The organism is Pseudomonas sp. NFACC39-1 (genome assembly GCF_900110355.1).
GTDB lineage: Bacteria > Pseudomonadota > Gammaproteobacteria > Pseudomonadales > Pseudomonadaceae > Aquipseudomonas > Aquipseudomonas tehranensis.
This window is the reverse complement of sequence record NZ_FODL01000015.1, coordinates 55,039-76,917: the sequence shown is the minus strand read 5'-3', so window position 1 is coordinate 76,917 and position 21,879 is coordinate 55,039. Positions and strand designations below refer to the sequence as shown.

General features: G+C 61.6%; 19 protein-coding genes. 8 read left to right on the top strand and 11 right to left on the bottom strand.

Going from position 1 to position 21,879, the window contains the following annotated elements; translation table 11 throughout:
- Window positions 1-19: 19 nt before the first annotated feature.
- Entirely contained in the window at window positions 20-1,027 is a 1,008-nt protein-coding gene (cydB, locus tag BMY45_RS23810; protein WP_092402352.1) for a cytochrome d ubiquinol oxidase subunit II, read from the bottom strand.
- A gap of 3 nt (window positions 1,028-1,030) precedes the next feature.
- A complete protein-coding gene (locus BMY45_RS23805) occupies window positions 1,031-2,470 on the bottom strand; it encodes a cytochrome ubiquinol oxidase subunit I (RefSeq protein ID WP_092402349.1) in 1,440 nt (479 codons plus the stop codon).
- A 526-nt stretch (window positions 2,471-2,996) separates the two neighbouring features.
- On the opposite strand from BMY45_RS23805, the gene BMY45_RS23800 reads away from it, so the two are divergent.
- Entirely contained in the window at window positions 2,997-4,235 is a 1,239-nt protein-coding gene (locus BMY45_RS23800) for an MFS transporter (protein WP_092402346.1), read from the top strand.
- Here BMY45_RS23800 and BMY45_RS23795 read toward each other — a convergent pair.
- From BMY45_RS23795 to BMY45_RS23775, 5 genes are all read right to left on the bottom strand, one after another.
- Complete coding sequence (locus BMY45_RS23795) at window positions 4,232-6,433, bottom strand: xanthine dehydrogenase family protein molybdopterin-binding subunit (protein WP_092402343.1); 2,202 nt, start codon at window positions 6,431-6,433, stop codon at window positions 4,232-4,234. The genes BMY45_RS23800 and BMY45_RS23795 overlap by 4 nt on opposite strands.
- Window positions 6,433-7,422, bottom strand: a complete 990-nt coding sequence (locus BMY45_RS23790; RefSeq protein WP_092402340.1) for an FAD binding domain-containing protein — start codon at window positions 7,420-7,422, stop codon at window positions 6,433-6,435. The genes BMY45_RS23795 and BMY45_RS23790 overlap by 1 nt, the downstream gene beginning before the upstream one ends.
- Window positions 7,419-7,943, bottom strand: coding sequence for a (2Fe-2S)-binding protein (locus tag BMY45_RS23785; RefSeq protein WP_092402337.1), 525 nt, complete (start codon window positions 7,941-7,943; stop codon window positions 7,419-7,421). The genes BMY45_RS23790 and BMY45_RS23785 overlap by 4 nt, the downstream gene beginning before the upstream one ends.
- 327 nt (window positions 7,944-8,270) lie before the next feature.
- Window positions 8,271-8,837 carry a DJ-1 family glyoxalase III gene (locus BMY45_RS23780; protein WP_092402334.1) on the bottom strand — a complete coding sequence of 189 codons (567 nt, stop codon included), beginning with the start codon at window positions 8,835-8,837 and terminating at the stop codon, window positions 8,271-8,273.
- Window positions 8,838-8,991: 154 nt separating this feature from the next.
- Window positions 8,992-9,447, bottom strand: a complete 456-nt coding sequence (locus BMY45_RS23775; RefSeq protein ID WP_092402330.1) for a DUF4879 domain-containing protein — start codon at window positions 9,445-9,447, stop codon at window positions 8,992-8,994.
- Window positions 9,448-9,651: 204 nt separating this feature from the next.
- Here BMY45_RS23775 and BMY45_RS23770 point away from each other — a divergent pair, with 204 nt between their 5' ends.
- From BMY45_RS23770 to BMY45_RS23755, 4 genes are all read left to right on the top strand, one after another.
- Entirely contained in the window at window positions 9,652-10,947 is a 1,296-nt protein-coding gene (locus tag BMY45_RS23770; RefSeq protein ID WP_092402327.1) for an NCS2 family permease, read from the top strand.
- Window positions 10,944-12,023 carry a tRNA (uridine(54)-C5)-methyltransferase TrmA gene (trmA, locus tag BMY45_RS23765; RefSeq protein WP_092402325.1) on the top strand — a complete coding sequence of 360 codons (1,080 nt, stop codon included), beginning with the start codon at window positions 10,944-10,946 and terminating at the stop codon, window positions 12,021-12,023. The genes BMY45_RS23770 and trmA overlap by 4 nt, the downstream gene beginning before the upstream one ends.
- A 271-nt stretch (window positions 12,024-12,294) precedes the next feature.
- Window positions 12,295-12,735, top strand: coding sequence for a type II 3-dehydroquinate dehydratase (gene aroQ / locus BMY45_RS23760; RefSeq protein ID WP_092402322.1), 441 nt, complete (start codon window positions 12,295-12,297; stop codon window positions 12,733-12,735).
- Window positions 12,736-12,740: 5 nt separating this feature from the next.
- Window positions 12,741-13,592 carry a shikimate dehydrogenase gene (locus BMY45_RS23755; protein WP_371913971.1) on the top strand — a complete coding sequence of 284 codons (852 nt, stop codon included), beginning with the start codon at window positions 12,741-12,743 and terminating at the stop codon, window positions 13,590-13,592.
- A gap of 117 nt (window positions 13,593-13,709) precedes the next feature.
- Here BMY45_RS23755 and BMY45_RS23750 read toward each other — a convergent pair whose 3' ends face one another.
- Window positions 13,710-14,387: a TetR/AcrR family transcriptional regulator gene (locus tag BMY45_RS23750; RefSeq protein WP_092402315.1), complete on the bottom strand. Its 678-nt coding sequence runs from the start codon at window positions 14,385-14,387 to the stop codon at window positions 13,710-13,712.
- A 104-nt stretch (window positions 14,388-14,491) separates the two neighbouring features.
- The gene (quiC, locus tag BMY45_RS23745) at window positions 14,492-16,393 is read right to left on the bottom strand and encodes a 3-dehydroshikimate dehydratase QuiC (RefSeq protein ID WP_092402312.1); all 1,902 of its coding nucleotides are present in this window, start codon (window positions 16,391-16,393) and stop codon (window positions 14,492-14,494) included.
- 273 nt (window positions 16,394-16,666) lie between these two features.
- Here quiC and BMY45_RS23740 point away from each other — a divergent pair, with 273 nt between their 5' ends.
- On the top strand, window positions 16,667-18,004 hold the full coding sequence (locus BMY45_RS23740) for an MFS transporter (RefSeq protein ID WP_092402309.1): 1,338 nt from the start codon (window positions 16,667-16,669) through the stop codon (window positions 18,002-18,004).
- A 74-nt stretch (window positions 18,005-18,078) separates the two neighbouring features.
- Here BMY45_RS23740 and BMY45_RS23735 read toward each other — a convergent pair whose 3' ends face one another.
- Window positions 18,079-18,957, bottom strand: a complete 879-nt coding sequence (locus BMY45_RS23735) for a DMT family transporter (protein WP_092402306.1) — start codon at window positions 18,955-18,957, stop codon at window positions 18,079-18,081.
- A gap of 53 nt (window positions 18,958-19,010) precedes the next feature.
- Window positions 19,011-19,787: an IclR family transcriptional regulator gene (locus BMY45_RS23730; RefSeq protein WP_092402303.1), complete on the bottom strand. Its 777-nt coding sequence runs from the start codon at window positions 19,785-19,787 to the stop codon at window positions 19,011-19,013.
- Window positions 19,788-20,020: 233 nt separating this feature from the next.
- Between BMY45_RS23730 and BMY45_RS23725 the strand changes: the two genes are divergently transcribed.
- Both BMY45_RS23725 and BMY45_RS23720 read left to right on the top strand, forming a co-directional pair.
- Window positions 20,021-20,908, top strand: coding sequence for a KPN_02809 family neutral zinc metallopeptidase (locus BMY45_RS23725; protein ID WP_092402300.1), 888 nt, complete (start codon window positions 20,021-20,023; stop codon window positions 20,906-20,908).
- Window positions 20,908-21,855: an alpha/beta fold hydrolase gene (locus BMY45_RS23720; RefSeq protein WP_092402297.1), complete on the top strand. Its 948-nt coding sequence runs from the start codon at window positions 20,908-20,910 to the stop codon at window positions 21,853-21,855. Before BMY45_RS23725 ends, BMY45_RS23720 begins: the two co-directional genes overlap by 1 nt.
- Window positions 21,856-21,879: the final 24 nt, after the last annotated feature.

Below are 21,879 nucleotides of genomic sequence, written 5' to 3'. Positions count from 1 at the left end.
TCAATGCCTCGCAGGTCAATCAATGGTAGCCGTCGTCATGGGTCACCTTGCCCCGGAACACGTAGTAGCTCCAGAAGGTGTACACCAGAATCAAAGGAATGATGAACAGCGTCCCGACCAGCATGAACCCCTGGCTCTGTGGCGGTGACGCCGCGTCCCAGATGGAGATGGATGGCGGTACGATGTTCGGCCACAAGCTGATGCCCAGACCGCTGTAACCGAGAAAGATCAGCGCCAGCGTCAGAAGGAACGGCGTGTAGTTGGCGTTGCGGGCGACGGCGCGAAACAACCCGTACATGGTCACCAGCACCAGGATCGGCACCGGCAGGAACCAGAACAGATTCGGCAGGGTAAACCAGCGCGCCGCGATATCAGCGTGGGCCAGCGGGGTCCAGATACTGACGATACCGATCACCGCCAGCACCCCGAACGCCAGCGGCCTGGCCAGGTTATGCATCTGCTCCTGCAACTTGCCTTCGGTTTTCATGATCAGCCAGGTGCAGCCGAGCAAGGCGTAGGCGACGATCAAGGCCAGCCCACAGAAGACGGTGAACGGTGTGAACCAGTCCAGGGAGCCGCCGGCGAACTGGCGATCGACCACTTCGAATCCATCGATGAACGCTCCCAGCGCCACCCCCTGGAAGAAGGTGGCCGTCAGGGAGCCGCCGATGAACGCCTTGTCCCACAGATGGCGCTTGTCAGCCTTGGCCTTGAAGCGAAACTCAAAGGCCACGCCGCGGAAAATCAGCCCGATGAGCATCAGGATCAGCGGCAGGTACAGCGCCGAAAGCACCACCGAATAAGCCAACGGGAACGCTCCGAACAGGCCCGCGCCGCCCAGCACCAGCCAGGTTTCGTTACCGTCCCAGACGGGCGCCACGGTGTTCATCATCACGTCACGATCACGCTCGCCCTTGACGAAGGGGAAGAGAATGCCGATCCCCAGATCAAAGCCATCCATGATCACGTACATCATGATGCCGAAGATGATGACCACGGCCCAGATCAGCGGAAGATCAATACCCATGACTCAATTCCCCTTGTGCGAGCTGTCGTTATGGTCCGTATCGTCGTCGCCATCATCGGCGGCGGACAATGGACGGGCCGGGGTACGTTTCTGACCAGGGCCACCATCGGCCGGCTCGTCTTCATGGGCTTCCGGCCCCTTGCGCACCAAGCGCAGCATGTAGCTCAGCCCCGCACCGAACAGCGCGAAATACACCACGACGAACAGCACAAGCGTGATACTCATCTGCGCAAAGCTGTGGCCGGACGAAGCATCGGCGGTGCGCATCAGGCCGTAGACCACCCAGGGCTGGCGACCGATTTCAGTGGTGAACCAGCCTGCCAGGATCGCGATCAGCCCGGACGGGCCCATCCACAACACCATGTGGAGGAACGGTCGCGATTGGTAGAGCCGGTCATTACGGCGCAACCAGAGACTGCACAGACCGGTGAAAATCATCAGCAGGCCCAGGCCCACCATGACCCGGAACGACCAGAACACAATGGTCGAATTCGGTCGGTCTTCAGGCGGGAACTCCTTGAGGGCCGGCACCTGCTTGTCCAGGCTGTGGGTCAGGATCAGGCTACCCAGATACGGGATCTCCACGGCGAACCTGGTTTTTTCGGCTTGCATGTCTGGCCAGCCGAACAGAATCAGCGGGGTCGGCTCATTGCCGACGTTCTCCCAGTGCCCTTCGATGGCGGCGATCTTGGCCGGTTGATGCTTGAGGGTATTGAGCCCATGGAAGTCGCCGATGACCGCCTGTATCGGCGCTACCAGCAAGGCCATCCACATCGCCATCGACAGCATGCGGCGAATGGCCGGGGTGTCGCGACCGCGCAACAAGTGCCAGGCCGCCGACGAACCGACGAAAAACGCCGTGGCGACAAACGCTGCCGTGGACATGTGCAACAGGCGATAAGGGAACGAGGGGTTGAACACCACCGCCAACCAGTCCACCGGGATGACCCGGCCATCGATGATTTCGTAGCCCTGAGGAGTCTGCATCCAGCTGTTGGAGGACAGGATCCAGAACGTCGAGATGAGCGTGCCGATCGCTACCATGACTGTGGAAAAGAAATGCAGACCACGCCCGACGCGATTCCACCCGAACAGCATCACCCCCAGAAACCCTGCCTCGAGGAAGAACGCCGTGAGCACCTCGTAAGTCAGCAGCGGCCCGGTGACCGCGCCGGCAAAATCAGAGAAACGACTCCAGTTGGTCCCGAACTGATAGGCCATGACCAACCCGGATACCACCCCCATGCCGAAGTTGACGGCGAAGATCTTCGACCAGAAGTGGTACAGGTCGCGGTAGGTGTCGTCGCGGGTCTTGAGCCACAAGCCCTCGAGTACCGCCAGGTAACTCGCCAGGCCGATGGTGATGGCCGGGAACAGGATATGGAACGAGATGGTGAACGCGAATTGGATTCGGGCGAGATCGAGCGCCTCCAAACCGAACATAAGTCTTCCTCTGTCAGGTAAAACCGGCTGCGGGCGGGGCTTGCGTCGCAACCTCCAGGGATATGGAGTGCGACGCTTTTCAAATCGTTCTTTTTTTAAACCGTCACAACGCAGGAACATGGCCGGATGGCCGCCAGCCCAAGGCCCGGAGGGTATTGACCTGGATCAAGCAATGTTCAAAGAGTAGTCGCATTATCGCCGATGGACGGCGTGGTCTTTTGTCGCGTGACAGGTTGTCTCAGTGCGCGATAGAGCTGTGGGCATCGGTGAAGTCTCTTGTGGCGAGGGGATTTATCCCCGCTTTGTGGGAGCAAAGCTTGCTCGCGAAACAGTCACCTCCGATATCTGAACGACCGCGTCGCCTTCATCGCGGGCAAGCCTTGCTCCCACACAGGGATAATTCCCTCGCCACAAAAATTGCATCTCGATCTAAATCGATGCTTGGCTAACTATTTTTCCGGCAACCGCAACCTCCGGTTACAACTCGGTGATAATCTCGATGCCCTCATCACCGGACCCGTCATAGATGCCCAGCCAAGCGCCATTGCTGCTCCGCCACCATCGCCCCTTCATCGCCTTCTGGCTGGCCCGTATCTTCACCGCCAGTGGTTTCCAGATGCTCACGGTGGCCATCGGCTGGAATCTCTATCAACTGACCGGCAACGTATTGGACCTGGGTCTTGTAGGGTTGGTGGAGTTTGCTCCGCGCGTGCTGTTCATGCTGCACACCGGGCATGTGGCCGACCGCTATGATCGCCGCAAGGTCGCGGCGATCTGCCAGTCGTTGCAGGCACTGATTGCCCTGGCGCTGGTCATCGGCAGTGCCACTGATAACGTCACGCGGGAGATGATCTTCATCCTCGCCTTCCTGCTTGGCGCCGCCCGTTCCTTTGAGATGCCCACCACCCAGGCGCTGCTGCCGAGCATCGTGCCGGCCGCGCTGTTTCCCCGCGCCGTCGCCGCCGCGCAGTCGGCCCAGCAGTCCGCGACCATCGTCGCCCCGGCCCTGGGCGGTCTGCTCTATGCCTTTGGCAGCGTCTGGGTCTATGGCCCGACCGTGTTGCTCTACGTCATCGCCTGCTGCCTGATGCTCAACCTGCCCGCCCGCCAGACGCCACTGAACAAAGGCAAGGCAACCATGGATTCGTTGCTGGCCGGGATTCGCTTCATCCGCAGCCAGCCGGACATTCTCGGGGCGATTTCCCTGGACCTGTTCGCGGTCCTGCTGGGCGGCGCGACGGCGCTCTTGCCGGTGTTCGCCAAGGACATTCTGCTCACCGGCCCTTGGGGCCTGGGCCTGCTGCGCTCGGCTCCGGCGGTGGGGGCCTTGCTGATGTCGCTGTGGCTGGCGCGGTTTGCCGTGGAGCGCAAGGTCGGTCGAGTGATGTTCACCGCCGTGGGCGTGTTCGGCGTCGCCACCATCGCCTTCGGCCTCTCCACTTCGTTCTGGTTCTCGTTGGCAGTGCTGGTGGTGCTGGGCGCGGCAGACATGATCAGCATGGTGATCCGCGCCTCCTTCGTGCAGTTGGAAACGCCGGACGAAATGCGCGGCCGGGTCAGCGCCGTGAACGGGCTGTTCATCGGCGCCTCGAACCAGTTGGGCGAGTTCGAGTCCGGCCTGACCGCCCATTGGTTCGGCACCGTGCCGGCAGTGGTCATGGGCGGTGTCGGCACGCTGCTGGTGACCGGGGTCTGGATCAAACTGTTCCCGACCCTGGCCAACCGTGACCGGATGCACGAACCGGTGGAAGCTGCGAAAACCTAAAGCAATTTATCCAGCGTGATGGGAAAGTCCCGGACCCGTTTGCCGGTGGCGTGATAAATCGCATTGGCCACGGCCGCCGCCACACCGACAATGCCGATCTCACCGACGCCCTTGGAGCCGAGGGCATTGACGATCTCGTCGTGCTCGTCGACAAAAACCACGTCAATGTCGCCGATGTCGGCGTTCACCGGCACATGGTATTCCGCCAGGCTGTGATTCATGTGCCGGCCCAAGGCATGGTCAGTCAAGGTTTCTTCGTGCAAGGCCATACCGACACCCCAAACCACGCCGCCGAGGATCTGACTGCGCGCGGTTTTCGGGTTGATCACCCGTCCGGCGGCGACGGCGCTGACCACCCGACTGACCTTCACCGTGCCCAAGTCCTCATCCACCAGCACTTCGACAAACACCGCCGAATGCGTGGCCGTGGCGTAGGCTTGGCGTTTTTCCTCCGGCTCGGCAGTGACCTGAACCTGCAAGGGTGTCTCGCCGCTTTTTTGCGCCAGCTCTGTCAACGAGACACAGGCCTCGCCCAAACGTAGCTGACCATCGGCAAACGTCACTTGCTCAAGGGTCGCGCCAGCAAAGGCAGGACAGGTCTGCCGCGCTACAGCCAGGAGTTTTTCGTTCAGGGCTTCACAGGCCTGCTGCACGGCAGTGCCCACCGACGAGACGGTGAACGAGCCGCCCTGCAGCGGCGCAGTCGGCAGCGACGAATCTCCGAGGATAAAGGTGACGTTTTCCAGGGAAATCCCTGACGCTTGGGCAGCGATCTGGGTCATGACTGTGTAGGTGCCGGTACCGATGTCAGTGGTGGCGCTGCTGACGGTCAACTGGCCGTTGGCATCCAGCGAGGCCCGAGCGCTGGCCTTCTGCTGCATGGCCTCCCACACACCGCCCGCCATGCCCCAACCGACCAACTGCCGACCTTCACGCATGCTGCGCGGTTCCGGGTTGCGCTTGTCCCAGCCGAAACGACGGGCACCTTGGGCATAGCATTCACGCAACTCCTTGCTGGAATAGGGTTTGCCTTCGTTCTCGTTACGCTCGGCATAGTTGAGCAACCGCAGCTGGATCGGGTCGATCGCCAGGGCACAGGCCAGTTCATCCATGGCGCACTCCAGACCGATCAGTCCCAGGGCAGCGCCGGGGGCGCGCATGTCCAGCGGCGTATAGACGTCCAGCGGCACCAGTTTGTAGGTCAATTCGACGTTGTCGCAGTGATAGAGCATGCCGCTCCACTCCACGACATGTTCGGTGAAATCCTCAAAGCGTGAGGTTTGGCCAATGGCCGTATGCGCCACCGCCAACAGCCGCCCGTTGGCCGCGGCCCCCAGTTGCACGCGCTGCAAGGTCCGTGGCCGATAGCCAAACGTAAACATCTGCTGACGCGTCAGACTGACCCGCACCGAGCGCTTGAGCGCCAGCGCCGCCATCACCGCCAGGGGCAGTTGGTACTGTGGCCGCAGCCCGGAACCGAAGGCGCCGCCCACATAGGCGGCAAACACTCGCACCTGGTCTTGCTCAAGCCCGAAGACCTTTTGCACATAGGCCTGGCAGTTTTGCGTGCCTTGGGTCTTGTCGTGGATGTGCAGGCTGCCGTCAGGCTGATACAGCACGGTGGAGGCATGAGGCTCCATCGGGTTGTGGTGTTCGATCGGTGTGCTGTAGGACACGTCCACACTGAGGGCCGAACTGGCGTACTCGCCCTGAAAATTCCCACGGGGCTTGGGCAATTCTGCTGGAGCCGGATGGGCTTCGTTTTGCAGGATGGCCAGATCGGTCTGATGGTCCTGGGCTTCATATTCGATTTCAATAAGCGAACCGGCGTAGCGGGCCAGCTCGAGATTTTCAGCGACCACCAAGGCCAATGGCTGGCCGCTGTAGAGTACCTGATCGTTATACAGCGGTCGGAACGGCGAACCCTCTGCCGCATCGGCGTCTTGGTAAGGCTCGTCGTAGCTGGCGATCCTGGGGCGGTTGGTGTGGTCGATCACCGTGACCACTCCGGGCAACGTCAACGCTCGGCTGGCATCGATGCGCCGCACGCGGCCACGGGCGATGCTGCCGGAGACGACGCTGCCGTGCAGCAAACCGTCCTCGGGGTATTCGCCGGCATATCGGGCCTGGCCGGTGACCTTGAGCAGGCCATCGACCCGGTCAAGGGGTTGCCCTATGGATTTGCTCGAAGCATTCATCAGGCGTGTCCTCCCACCAGTGCGGCATCGCTCAAGGCGCGGACCACCGCACGGCGCGCCAGTCTGACCTTGAAGCCGTTATGTTCCAGCGGCTCGGCGTTTTGCAACAGCGCGTCAGCGGCAGCAGTGAAGGTTTCGCGGCTGACGGTCTGGCCGCTCAGCCAACTCTCCACGGCCCGGTCGCGCCAGGGTTTGTGGGCAACGCCACCCAGGGACAGACGCGCCTGGCGTATCACCGGACCGTCCAGCTCCAGCGCCGCCGCCACCGAAACCAGCGCAAAGGCGTAGGACGCCCGATCGCGAATTTTCAGGTAATGGCTGTGTTCAGCGAAACCGGCGGCAGGTAACTCAATAGCGGTGATCAGTTCATCATCGGCCAGTTGGTTGTCCCGTTCCGGGGCATCGCCGGGAAGGCGGTGAAAGTCAGCAAACTCGATGGTCCGTGCCCCGCCCCGACCGATAACATGCACCACCGCCTCCAGGGCAGCCAGCGCCACACACATGTCGGAAGGGTGCGTGGCGACACATTGATCACTGGCACCGAATATCGCGTGCATACGATTCAAGCCGTCCCGAGCCGGGCAACCGCTGCCGGGGCGCCGCTTGTTGCACGGCACGTTGGCGTCATAGAAGTAATAACAACGGGTGCGTTGCAGGAGGTTACCGCCGGTGCTGGCCATGTTGCGCAACTGCGGCGAGGCGCCCGCCAGGATGGCCTGGGAGAGCAGCGGATAGCGGCGCTGGATCCAGGGATGCCAGGCCAGGTCGGCATTGCTCACCAACGCGCCGATCATCACCCCGCCGGAAGGGGTTTCACTGAGATCCGCCAGGGGCAGCCCGGTAATGTCGATCAGGTGCTCGGGGCGGGTGAGGTTTTCTTTCATCAAGTCCAGCAGGTTGGTGCCACCGGCAATGAAGCGGGACACCGGGCTCGACAAGTCGACGGCGGCCTGCACGGTGTCGGGCTTGCTGTATTGGAAAGGGTTCATTGATCACCTCCCCGCTGCGGGCAGAGCGGCAATGCCTCTTCGATAGCGTCACGGATGTTGTTGTAGGCGCCGCACCGGCAGAGATTGCCGCTCATCAGTTCGCTGATCTGCCCCTTAGTCTGTGCCCGGCCTTCGTTGGCCAATCCCACCGCAGAGCAGATCTGCCCAGGCGTGCAGTAACCGCACTGGAAGGCGTCGTGCTTGATGAAAGCCTGCTGCATGGGATGCAGCTGATCACCGTTGGCCAACCCCTCGATGGTGGTCAGCTCAGCGCCGTCGCACATCACCGCCAGCGTCAGGCAGGCGTTGATCCGCTTGCCGTCGCGCAGCACCGTACAAGCGCCACACTGACCGTGGTCGCAGCCTTTCTTGCTGCCCACCAAATCCAGTTGCTCACGCAGCAAGTCCAGCAGCGTGGTCCAGGGCAGCACTTGCAGTTCGCGTGCCTGGCCATTGAGCGTCAGGCGGATCGGATGGCGGACGAAGGACGCCTGTGTCGTTTCGGACAAGGTCGCGCTCATAAACACCTCACGGTTGGTCGTACACTCGCGGCGTTTTCGCAAACCGCCGTCATAAGGGGTACGACTTCGGGGTGGGATGAGCGTTCAAGACAAATGATTGATGCTGGAAGCCAGCGCCTTTAGTGGGTCAGCTTGCATTGAGGTTGAATGTGCTGACGCCATCGCGAGCAGGCTCGCTCCCACATTGGCTTTCGGGTGATCATAGATCCTGCATCCATCATAAACTCCTGTGGGAGCGAGCCTGCTCGCGATAGCGGTAGGTCAGCTTGCATTGATGTTGGCGGGAGCAAGCGCCCTTGCCACAGACCGCTGCCGGCTTGAAGCGTTTCAGGCCAGCAACTCCGCCGCCACCACACCCCTCACGCCCTTGCCGCTGAGTTGCTCCACCAGCGTCAAGGCAAACGCCAGCGCGGCGGCGGAGCCTTGGGCGGTGATGCAGTTGCCGTCCACCACCACCGGCTGATCGACAAAATTGCAACCGGACAGTTGCTGGCTCACGGCGGGCAGGCAGGTCATGCGGCGCTGGCGCAGTACGCCGAACGCTTGCAAGGCCAGGGCCGGGGCTTCGGCAATGGCGGCGAAGACACGTCCGGCGGCGGCCTGGTCCTTGACCAATTGTTGCAGAGGCTGGTGCGCCGCCAGGTGTTGAGCACCAATGATGCCGCCGGGCAGGACGATCAGGTCAAAGCCCTGCGCCAACAAGTCCACCAGCATGCCATCGGCGGTCAACCGCGTGCCACGGGCGCAGGTCAACATCCGCCGCCCTTCGATACTCGCCACCACCACTTCGACCTGAGCCCGGCGCAGCACATCGATCAACGTGACGGTCTGCAAATCGTCGACACCTTCGGCAACGGCAATCAGGGCTCGGGGGATCTTGGTTCCAGGAATCATGGGCGCTCTCCGCTGGGTGATGCTTGTAGTGTAGGAGTTGCCGAAGGCTCGGGCCGGGTTCGAGCGATCTTTTGACCTTTGGCTGGGGGTTCAAGCGCCGGGGGAAAGATCGCAGCCTCGCTTCGCTCGACAGCTCCTACAGAGGGGCGGCGGGTCATTTGATGTACAGCTGGGTCGCCATCCGGTTGCCTGGGGCGTTGATCGACTGGTTGCTGAAGCTGAAGGTACCTTCCTGCTTGCCCTTCAGATCGAAGATGTACAAATAGCCGACCGTTTGAGTCCCGTTCGAGCAGTCATTCAGGTTGCCATTGCTGAACGCACACACCGGCGAGCGGGTGCCATCGACGTCAAAGCCGTCCAGCGTGACATGGGGCTGACGGCCGTAACCCACCTCCAGCACATAGACCTTGATACTCGGGCCGCTGTGATTGCAACGGGTCTGCGCTTGCCCTTGGGCGATGTCTTCGAAGCCACAGGCGGGCGACTCGACCTTGAGCACCTTGACCTCGCTCAGGGGCGGTGCCGAAGCGGCATTGACGACCTGCGAATGCAGCCCCAGGCCCAGCGCACATGCCCATGCGGCCAACAGGTGTTTTTTCATACGATGCATAAAGACCTCCCGGAACCGCGGGCAGTATGGCCCACTTGGCGCGTCGGCAAAACATCGACGAGGATCGCAGCCATTGCGCCACGCTGCTGGTATGATGCGCGGCTTTTTCCGACCCACAGAAAATTCCCGAGCGCCCCTGGCGGTCTGTGCTTTGCTGTTGAGGTCGATACATTCACGGCGCCCGGCGCGCCACGGGGAGCAGACATGCTGGAAAGGCTGTTTCAACTCAAGGCACACAACACCAACGTGCGGACCGAGATTCTGGCGGGCGTCACGACCTTCCTGGCCATGGCCTACATTCTGTTCGTCAACCCGAGCATCCTCGGCGAAACCGGCATGGACAAGGGAGCGTTGTTCGTCGCCACCTGCCTGGCGGCGGCCATCGGTTCCGCAACCATGGGGTTGATCGCCAACTACCCGATCGCCCTCGCGCCGGGCATGGGCCTGAACGCGTTTTTCACCTACACCGTGGTCCTGCACATGGGCCATACCTGGCAAGTGGCGCTGGGCGCGGTGTTCATTTCCGCCGTGTTGTTCTTCCTGCTGTCGATCTTTCGCATCCGCGAATGGATCATCAACAGCATCCCGCTGCCCCTGCGCTCGGCCATCGCCGCCGGTATCGGCCTGTTCCTGGCGCTGATCGCTCTGAATAATGCCGGCATCGTGGTGAAAAACCCGGCAACCATGGTCGGCCTCGGTGATTTGAAACAACCGGCGCCGATCCTCGCCACCCTCGGCTTCATCCTGATCGTTGGCCTCGAAGCGCTTAAGGTGCGCGGAGCGGTGCTGATCGGCATCCTGGCGGTCACCCTCGCCTCGATCCTGATGGGCTTCACCCCGTTCGGCGGAATCATGTCCATGCCGCCATCGCTGGCGCCGACCTTCCTGCAACTGGACATCAAGGGCGCCCTGGACATCGGTCTGGTGAGCGTGATTTTCGCCTTCCTGTTCGTCGATCTGTTCGACAATTCCGGCACCCTGATCGGCGTCGCCAAGCGCGCCGGACTGATGGGCAAGGACGGGCACATGCCGAAAATGGGCCGGGCGCTGATCGCCGACAGCACCGCCGCCATGGCCGGCTCGCTGCTGGGCACCTCCACCACCACCAGCTACATCGAATCGGCGGCGGGCGTCAGCGCTGGCGGGCGCACCGGCCTGACCGCCATCGTCGTGGCGGTCCTGTTCCTGCTGGCGCTGTTCTTCTCGCCACTGGCCTCCAGCGTCCCGGCCTTCGCCACCGCGCCGGCGCTGTTGTTCGTCGCCGTGCTGATGACCTCGGGCCTGGCGGAAATCGACTGGGACGACATCACCGTGGCCGCTCCCGTGGTGATTACCGCGCTGGCGATGCCGTTCACCTATTCCATCGCCAACGGCATTGCCTTCGGCTTCATCGCCTGGACCGCCATCAAACTGGTGTCTGGCCGTGGCCGTGAGCTGAACCCGGCGCTGGTCATCCTGTCGATTCTGTTTGTGATCAAGTTGGGTTGGTTCAACGCATGACTTTTGATTCCCAGGCCTACGCCGCTCAACTCCAGGACAAGGTCAGCCGCTTGCGTGACCTGCTGGCCCCGTTCGATGCACCGCAGCCTGCGGTGTTCGACTCACCGCTGGAGCACTTTCGCCTGCGGGCCGAATTCCGCCTGTGGCGCGAGGCCGGCGAGCGGCATTACGCGATGTTCTCCCAGGACGACAAGCGCACGCCGATCCTCATCGAGGAATTCCCCATTGCCAGCCTGCGCATCAATCAGTTGATGCCGCAACTCAAGGCCGCCTGGCAGGCCAGCGCGCCCCTGAGCCACAAGCTGTTCCAGGTGGAGTTCCTGACCACCCTGGCCGGCGATGCGATGATCACCCTGTGTTACCACCGCCCGCTGGATGAGCACTGGCACGCAGCGGCCACGAAGCTGGCGAACGACCTCGGCGTGAGCATCATTGGTCGCTCCAAGGGCAAACGGGAAGTGATCGGCCATGATTACGTGGTGGAGAAACTCGACGTCGGTGGCCGCACGTTCAGCTACCGCCAGCCTGAAGGCGCCTTCACCCAGCCCAACGGCACCGTGAACCAGAAGATGCTCAACTGGGCTTATGAGGCATTGGGTGATCGCAGTGATGATCTGCTGGAGCTGTACTGCGGTAACGGCAACTTCACCCTGCCTCTGGCCACCCGTGTGCGCAAAGTGCTGGCGACCGAGATCAGCAAGACGTCGGTGAACGCCGCGCTGAGCAACCTCAGCGAGAACGCTGTGGATAATGTGACGCTGGTGCGCCTGTCAGCCGAAGAATTGACCCAGGCCCTGAACGAAGTCCGCCCGTTCCGTCGCTTGCATGGCATCGACCTCAAAAGCTACGAATTCGGCAGCGTCTTCGTCGATCCGCCCCGCGCCGGCATGGACCCGGACACCTGCGAACTGACCCGGCGCTTCGACAATATCCTGTACATCTCCTGCAACCCCGACACCCTCGCCGCCAACATCGCGCAACTGCACGATACCCACCGCATCACCCGCTGCGCGATGTTCGATCAATTCCCCTGGACCCATCACATGGAATCCGGGGTGTTGTTGACTCGGCGGTAAGCACAGCCCCCCGTGGCGAGGGAGCTTGCTCCCGCTGGGCTGCGCAGCAGCCCCAAGCTTTTTGCGGTTGCTGCGCAACCGAGCGGGAGCAAGCTCCCTCGCCACAGTTTCCGTCTCCAAATTACCGACCTCTGAGGACCGCTGTTCGATCATCGAACACTTATTGCCCGATGCCTTCGGCTTTGTTTGACCAAATTAACCATCTAGTACAATTTATCTCCACCGGCTGAAATCCGCCGACCCCAACAATAAAAATTGTGGAGAAATTGCCATGCCTCCGATCGTTCTGGTGCTCAACGGCCCGAACCTGAACCTGCTCGGCACCCGCGAGCCGGCCACCTACGGCCACGAAACCCTGGCCGACATCTCGTCGCTATGCGGTCGTGCCGCTGAAGAACTTGGCCTGACGGTGGAGTTTCGCCAGACCAATCAGGAAGGCGAATTGCTGGACTGGGTGCATGGCGCACGCGGCCGGTGTGCCGGCATCGTCATCAACCCGGCAGCCTGGACCCACACCTCGGTGGCGATCCGCGATGCCCTGGTCGCCAGCGAAGTCCCGGTGATCGAGGTGCACCTGTCCAACGTCCACGCCCGCGAAACGTTCCGTCATCACTCCTTTGTTTCATCGGTCGCCATCGGTGTGATGTGCGGGTTTGGCAGCCATGGTTATCGCCTGGCGCTGGAGCATTTCAGTCAGCGGTTGAAGGGTTGATGAGCATGTCGAATATCACCGTGCTTGCCGGCCTGATTGGTGCGGGCATCCAGGCTTCGCGCACCCCTGCCCTGCATGAGCGCGAGGGCGATGCCCAGGGCATGCGCTACCTCTATCGACTGATCGATCTGGACGCCCTGGAACTCGACAGCGGCGCCCTGCCCGATTTGCTCAAGGCCGCCGAGCATATGAACTTCACCGGCCTGAACATCACCTTCCCCTGCAAACAGGCGATCATCCCGTTGCTCGACGAGCTGTCGCCCGAGGCCAGGGGCATTGGCGCGGTGAATACCGTGGTGTTCAAGGAGGGCAAACGCATCGGCCACAACACCGACTGCCTGGGGTTCGCCGAAGGGTTTCGCCGCGGCCTGGGTGAAGTGGCGCGCAAGCATGTGGTCCAGATGGGTGCCGGTGGCGCAGGCGCGGCGGTGGCCCACGCGCTGTTGGCAGAAGGCACACAGACACTGAGCATTTTTGATGTTGAAGTCAGCCGCGCCGAAGCGCTGGCAAACAACTTGAATCAACACTTCGGTCCTGGCCGCGCCCGCGCCGGGCATGATTTGCCTGCCGCCATGGCCAAGGCGGACGGCCTGGTGAATACCACGCCCATGGGCATGGCTAAACTGCCGGGCATGCCGGTGCCGGTCGAGCTGCTGCGGGGCGAGTTGTGGGTCGCGGAAATCGTCTACTTCCCACTGGAAACCGAACTGCTGCGCAACGCCCGCGCGCTGGGTTGCCGCACGCTGGATGGCGGCAACATGGCAGTGTTCCAAGCGGTGAAGGCGTTCGAGCTGTTCAGCGGCGTGGCGCCGGATGCGCAGCGGATGCTGGAGCATTTCCAGAGCATGAATCACTAAGACCTGAAGCATCCCCTGTGGGAGCGGGCTTGCTCGCGAATGCGCTGGGTCAGTAAGCCAATATGTGACTGACACACCGCATTCGCGAGCAAGCCCGCTCCCACATTAGGTTCAGAGTCAGGCCTGCAGATACCGCAACACCGACTCACAAATCATCTGGCGATGACGCTGCTTGATCGCTTCGTCCGGCAAATCGATCTGAAAAATCTCACCGAGTGTGTGGCGATTGGACACGCGGTAAAAGCAGAAAGAACTGATCAGCAGATGCACATCCAGCGGTTCGAGGCCGGCGCGGAACACCCCCTCTTCGGCACCTCGGCGCAGGATCACGCCCAGGGAATCAAGGATGGTATTGGTCATCGCCTTGATGGCGCCCGATTGCTTGACGTACTCGGCGTTGTGAATGTTTTCGATGCAGACGATGCGCACGAAATCCACATTGCGATCATGGTGGTCGAAGGTGAATTCCACCAGGCGCCGGATCGCATCGACCGGGGCCAGTTCCGCCAAGTGCAGGCGGCTCTCAGTGTTGCGGATATCGCCGTAGAGTTTTTCCAGCACCTCGACGTACAACTGCTCCTTGCTGCCGAAGTAGTAGTAGATCATGCGCTTGGAGGTGTGGATGCGCTCAGCAATGGCGTCGACCCGAGCGCCGGACAGGCCCTGCTGGACGAACTCGACGATGGCTTCCTGAAGAATGTTTTCCCGGGTTTTCTCCGGGTTGTTCTTGCGACTCTTGCGCGGCTCGACGACAGGTTCGTCGAGGTCTGCGGAAAGCTCTGAATTCATAGTCATCGCGGGGCTCACGGCCATCACTGCACAGGTTGGCGATTATGGGCCGCACCGCGCAGTCAAGCCAAGCCACGGGGTTGCCCTTTACCGCCGCATTTACGATTTCCCTACAACTTGGCGTGCCGCAAGCCACCGCTGCGGGACTTGGCCATGGCCGCCAGCCGCACCGCGACATTGGCGGCGCCGTAGCCGGCATAGCCGTTCTTGCGCTGGATGATTTCAAAGAAGAAGCGCCCTTCGAACGGCTCGGTGTAGACGTGAAACAACTCACCGCCCTGGGCATCTCGGTCGTACAACACGTTGAAATACGCCAGCTCGCTGAGAAACTCATCATCGAAATCGAAACGCGCCGCGAGGTCATCGTAATAGTTGAGCGGAATGTCCAGCAGCGGCACGCCGGCTTCTTTGGCGCGGCTGACCTGGGCAAAGATGTCATCGCAGTCGAAGGCGATGTGGTGCACCCCGGAGCCGCGATAACTGGACAGCGCATGGGAGATCGCGGTGTTACGGTTCTCGGAAATATTGAGCGGTAAGCGGATCGAACTGCAACGGCTACGCAGGGCGCGACTCTTTACCAGGCCATACGGATCGGGCAACACCACTTCGTCGTCGGCTTCGAAATCCAGCAGGCTCTTGTAGAACAGCACCCAGCTGTCGAGGCTATCGGCCGGCAGTGCCATCGCCATGTGGTCGATACGCTTGAGTCCGGCACCGATGACAGCGCCCGGTTGCAGGTTGAAATCGGTGCCGTAGACGTCGGCGTCCTGATCCACCAGATAAATCAGACTGCCATCCGGTGCACGCACCGCCGCCAACTCCAGTTCGTTGGGCCCCACCAGGCCGCGATAAGGCTGACCCTTGTAGGCCACGGCCCGTTCCAGGGCGCTGGCGCTGTTTTTGACCCGCACGGCGGTGGCGCATAGGGACGGCCCGTGAGCTTCGAAAAAGCTGTGGGCAAAAGAATAGGGCTCGCAATTGAGGATCAGGTTGATATCGCCCTGGCGCAGCAGGCTCACGTTCTTGGAGCGATGCTGGCCGGCCTTGACGAACCCCAGCCGCTCCAGCCAATGGGACAGCTTCGCGCCAAGGTTGTCGTCCACTGCAAACTCAAGGAACTCGATACCGTTGTATTCGCTGGCCGGCGGTGTGGCGAACAGGATGTCAGCATGGCTCGCCGGCTCGGCCTCTTCGGCCAGCCGCTGGCGGGTCTTCTCTTCCAGATACAGCAATGAACGCAGGCCGTCGGCGGCATTGGCCCGTGGTGGCGCGGCGCGAAAACCGTCGTTGAAAATCTCCAGCGACAGTGGCCCGGTGTAGCCACTCTTGATGATCGGTGCCAAAAAGCCCGGCAAATCGAACTCGCCCTGGCCTGGGAAGCAACGGAAGTGCCGGCTCCATTCCAGGACATCCATCGCCAGGATCGGCGCATCGGCCATTTGCACGAAGAAAATCTTGTCGCCGGGAATCTGGGCAATCGCACTCGAATCGCCCTTGAGAGACAAGGTATGGAAGCTGTCGAGCAACACACCCAGGTTGGGGTGGTCGGCCTGGCGCACGATGTTCCAGACCTGTTGATAAGTATTGACGTGTCGGCCCCAGGCCAGCGCCTCGTAACCGATGCGCAAGCCTCGCGCACCGGCTCGTTCGGCCAGCAATCGCAGGTCATCCACCAGAATCTGCTCATCACCCAGGCTGTCGGCCGAGGCGTTACTGCACACCAGCACCAGGTCGGTGCCCAGCTCCTGCATCAGGTCGAACTTGCGCTCGGCCCGCTCCAGATTGCGCGCAAGGCGTTCGCGACGGCAACCTTCAAAGTCCCGAAACGGCTGGAACAGTGTGATGGCGATGCCCAGGTCGGCGCACATCTGCCTGATTTCCCGAGGGCTGCCATCGTAATAGAGAAGGTCGTTCTCGAAGATTTCCACACCGTCGAAACCGGCGGCGGCAATGGCTTCAAGTTTCTCCGGCAGGGTACCGCTCAAGGACACGGTGGCAATGGAACGCTGCATGACTTCGGCTCCCGGGACAGGCATCGGCTACACACAGGTGTGCCGCTTTTGAAAGAGTGAGCCGATTATTGAGCTGAAGGTTTGTTTCAGCAATTTAATATGTACTATTCGGTTAGTTTTTTGGGCGATTATCGAACGCAATGCCCGATCAGCGAATTGACGATTTTTTGCTCACTGCGCACCATCGGCCCCCTCATTGAAGCCGCCCTGATCGTCGGCCTCTTTGGACAGCCCCAGACCACACCATAAGAATTTCAAGAACGGGTACACGTTATGATTCCTTCCCAAAGCTCCCGCCTGCCCCCCGTCCTGAGTGCCACGACCGCTGGCGTCGGTGACAAGATCCGCGGCGCCCTGGCCGTGGGCAAAACCCGTTGGGGCATGCTCGCCCTGGTATTTTTCGCCACCACCCTGAACTACATCGACCGCGCCGCACTGGGCGTGATGCAGCCCATCCTCGCCAAGGAAATGAGCTGGACGGCGATGGATTACGCCAACATCAACTTCTGGTTCCAGGTCGGCTATGCCATCGGTTTCGTGCTGCAAGGCCGACTGATCGACCGGATCGGCGTCAAGCGTGTCTTCTTCTGCGCCGTACTGCTCTGGAGCCTGGCGACCGGTGCCCATGGCCTGGCCACGTCGGCGGTGGGCTTCATGGTCTGCCGCTTCATTCTGGGCCTGACCGAAGCGGCCAACTACCCGGCCTGCGTGAAGACCACACGGCTATGGTTCCCGGCCGGTGAACGGGCCGTGGCGACCGGTATTTTCAACGCCGGAACCAACGTTGGCGCGATGTTCACCCCAATGCTGCTGCCGCTGGTCCTGCAGGTGTGGGGCTGGCAGGCGGCGTTCCTGTGCATGGCTGCGCTGGGCGGGATCTGGCTGGTGTTCTGGGGCCTGAAATACTTCAACCCGGAAGATCATCCCAGCGTCAAACAGGCGGAACTGGACTACATCCAGGCCCAGGACGAACCCGATCAGGTCCGCGTGCCGTTCTCCCGTATCTTGCGCATGCGGGGCACCTGGGCGTTCGCCCTGGCCTACTCGATCACGGCACCGGTGTTCTGGTTCTACCTCTACTGGTTGCCGCCGTTCCTGAACCAGCAATACAACCTGGGCATCAACGTGACCCAGATGGGCATCCCGCTGATCATCATTTACCTCACCGCCGATTTCGGCAGCGTGGGCGGCGGGATTCTGTCTTCCTTCCTGATCGGTCGCGGCCTGAATCCGATCAAGGCCCGGCTGATTTCCATGTTGCTGTTCGCCTGCTGCATCATCGGCGTGATCATGGCCGCCGGCGCCAGCAACCTGTGGATGGCAGTGTTTGCCATTTCCCTGGCCATCGGCGCGCACCAGGCCTGGACCGCCAATATCTGGAGCCTGGTGATGGACTACACGCCCAAACACATGATGAGTACAGTGTTCGGCTTCGGCGGCATGTGCGCCGCCGTCGGCGGGATGTTCATGACCCAATTGGTGGGCCACATCCTCACAGTGACCAACAACAACTACACCGTACTGTTCACCCTGATCCCGGCGATGTACTTCATTGCCCTGATCTGGTTGTACTTCATGGCACCGCGCAAGGTGCCGACGCTGGAAAGCTGATACCCGTCAGCCCGGGACTCATCCCCCTGTGGGAGCAAGGCTTGCTCCCACAATCGATCCCACCACGGTCCGCGTTAGCTCCGCCGCTGTTGCCACGCCGCCGCCAACCCGCTGAGGCAGATCAGCACGATGCCGAACACCGTGGTCAGCGTCGGCGTATGGCTGAACAGCAACCAGCCGAGCAGGCCGGCAAAGACGATCTGGCAATACCCGAATGGCGCCAGCAGCGCCGGGGCGGCGAAGCGGAAGGCCTGGGTCAACATCAGGTGCGCCGTCATCCCGCACGCCCCGAGTGCAAGCATCATCGCCCCATGCAACAGACTCGGCACCTGCCAAAAGAACGGTACCAGGGCGCTCATCACCAATGTGTTGCACAGGCCGGCGAAGAAATTGCTGGTGGTGGGGCTGTCGATCTCGCTGAGTTTGCGAGTGAGCAGTTGATAGAAACAGAAAAACAGTGCCGAACAGAACGGCAACAACACCGCCGGCGTGAACAGCTCACCGCCCGGATGGACAATGATCAACACCCCGATAAAACCGAAGATCACCGCGATCCACTGGCCGCGCGTCACGTGTTCACCCAATAAAGGCACCGACAATGCAGTGACTAGCACGGGCGCGAGGAAGTTGACCGCCGTCGCCTCCGCCAACGGGATGTAGAGCAGCGCCGTGGTGAAAAACAGGCTGGTGCCCAACAGGCACAACGCACGCGCCAACTGCCATAACGGCCGCTTGGTACGCAGCACGCGCAGCCCGGAGCGCGGCAGGAAAATCCCCGCCATCAACAGCGTGTGCACCAGATAACGCGCCCACACCACCATGATGATCGGATAGAACCCCGAAAGATATTTGGACAAAGCGTCATGGCTGGAGAACAGGAACGTCGCGCAGAGTATCAGCAGGATGCCCTTGAAGGCCTGATTGACGCCGGAAAGCGGGGTGCTGACGGTCATGTAAAAATCCTGCGCTGCTTGATGTAGAGGAGCCGGTATCTGCGACTGAAAATTCAGCTGAACAACTCCGATGCCTGGCTGGCTTGTGACAATTCCTCGGTAAACGCAAGCAAGGTCGGCGCCAGCTCATGCAGCCTCGCTCGCGTCATCCGTGCGGTGGGCCCGGCAATGCTGAGCACCCCCAAGACCCGGCCATCCAGCGGATGACGCACCACGGCAGCAATGGCTGAGGTGCCGACCGCCGAACTTTCCTCGACACAGGCATAGCCCTGCTCACGGGCCTGGCGCAGGTACTGAAGCAATTCAACGCTGCTGCGCGGCGCGTTGGGGCCCACGTCCGCCGGCATTTCCAGGGCCTGGCGGTCCACCAGCGACAGCGCCTGGGCGTCGCTCATGCACGCCAGCCAGGCATGGCCCGACGCGGTATAGACCAACGGCGCCTCGCGGCCCATGTCGGGGTCGTAGCGCAACCCGGACCGGGCGCCCTGGGACTTGGCAATCCAGGTCTGGCGATCACCCTCGATCACGCCCAGGCGCACCAGTTCACCGCTTTCCCGAGCCAGGCGATCGAGCACCGGCTGCACGATATCGGCACCGCTGCGCGACAGGTAGCGAAAGCCCAGGGCGACCAGGCGGGTCGACAAGTGATAACGCAGGTTCTCGGGGTTCTGGCGCACGTAACCCAGGCGCGTCAGTTCGGCAAGCAGGCGGTGCGTGGCGCTCTTGGGAATCTGTAAGTGTTCGGCCAACCCTTGCAGAGCCCAGCCGTGGGGATCGCTGGCAAGACATTCCAGCACATTGAACACCCGTTCGATTTGACTGCCGGCCATGAAAAATCCAGATGAGAGACGTCGATTCCAAAATATGCGAAGTGTAATGCAAATTCTGGAACCCGACATTCAATGTTGACCGATGAACCAAAACCCGTGGCGATTGCCTGAGAGCTCAGGCGTACACCCTGCGCCTTCAAAAGCTAGACTCACTGCGAATGTCTGTCCGTTAACTGGCGGCAACCCCACTCAGCAGCAACACTCTTCACACGGTCAATCAGAGGATTTCCCACATGTTATGGAAAAAAGGTCGCCGCAGTGACAACGTGGTGGACGCCCGCGGGGACGGTGGGGGCGGCGGCGGGATGCGTTTCGGCGGCGGCAAGGGGCTGAGCCTGACGGCCATTGTCCTGATCGTCGGCATCGGCTGGATCACCGGCCAGGACCCCATGCAGATTCTCGGGCAACTGGCCGGGCAGATGGACCAGACTTCGGCCCCTGCCTCCTCCCAGACCCGGCAAGCGCCGCCCGCGAACGATGAACAGGCCGAGTTCGTGCGCTCAATCCTCGGTGATACCGAAGACACCTGGGGCCAGGTCTTCCAGCAGGCCGGGCGCCAGTACCAGCAACCCAAACTGGTGCTGTTCAGCGGCCGGGTCAACTCGGCTTGCGGCCTCGCTTCATCAGCCACCGGCCCGTTCTATTGCCCGGCCGATAAACAGGTCTACCTGGACATGAGTTTCTTCCAGGAAATGTCCCAACGGTTCGCCGCCGCCGGGGATTTCGCCCAGGCCTACGTCATCGCCCATGAAGTCGGACATCACGTCCAGACACTGCTCGGGGTGTCGGCAAAAATCCAGGAGGCTCGCCGTCAAGGTCGCCAGATGGAAGGCGATGGTGGCTTGCTGGTACGTCAGGAATTACAGGCCGACTGCCTGGCGGGCGTCTGGGCCAACCATGCGCAGAAGCGCCTGAACTGGCTGGAGCCGGGGGACGTCGAAGAGGCCTTGACCGCCGCCAACGCCATCGGTGATGACCGCCTCCAGCAGCAGGGCCAGGGCCGGGTGGTGCCGGACTCCTTTACCCACGGCACCTCGGCGCAACGGGTTCGCTGGTTCAAGACCGGGTTTGCCCAGGGTCAAGTCAGCCAATGCGACACCTTCGCGGCGAAAAATCTGTAATGAAGTGGGGTGCCCTCCTCAGCCTGCTGCTGTGCTGCACCTTTACCCAGGCAAACGAACAGGGCGTGGGCGTGGTCGCTCAAGGGCGACTGCAGCTCAAGGGCGGCGCCATGGTGGTCGGCGTGAGTCCGCCCCCGGCGTCTATCCAGCGCGTGTTGATCATCCTCCATGGCCGGCTGCGCAACGCCCAGACGTATCTGCACAGCGCCGAAAAAGCCGCCGCACACGCCGGTCAACTGACCACGACCCTGATCATCGCCCCGCAGTTTCTCAACGAACATGACGTTGCCCGCCATCAGTTGTCCAATGACCTCTTGCGCTGGCAGGGCAACGACTGGATGGCCGGCGGCTTATCCACGGGCCCCAAGGCGGTCAGTTCCTTTCAGGTCCTCGACGACATCGTCGCCCGGGTCAGTGACCGGCAGCAGTTTCCCGAGGTGAAAGAGATCGTCATCGCGGGCCATTCCGGCGGTGCGCAGGTCGCGCAGCGCTACGCCTTGCTCGCTCGCGGCCAAACCCGGATCACACCCAGATTCGTCATCGCCAACCCGTCCTCCTATGCCTATTTCGACGCGCAGCGCCCCATGGCCTTCGACCCGGCCGGTTGTCCCGGCTTCAACCATTGGAAGTACGGCCTGCAGAACCTGCCCGCCTATGCCGCCGGGCAAACGCCCGCTCAACTGGAAGATAACTACATCAAACGCGACATCGTTTATCTGCTTGGGCAACAGGACATCGACCCTGAGCACCCAGCGCTGGATAAAGGCTGCGAAGCGCAGACCCAAGGGGCGTATCGGTTACTGCGCGGGCAGTTCTTTTTCGACTACCTGACCCGGCGTCATCCTGAAGGGCTGAACCAGCGGCTGATCGAAGTCCCCGGGGTAGGGCATGATGGGGATGGCATGTTCAATTCGGCGCAGGGGCAGAGGGTTCTGTTCGGTCAGTGAGTCCTGCAGTGGTAGACAGGGCCT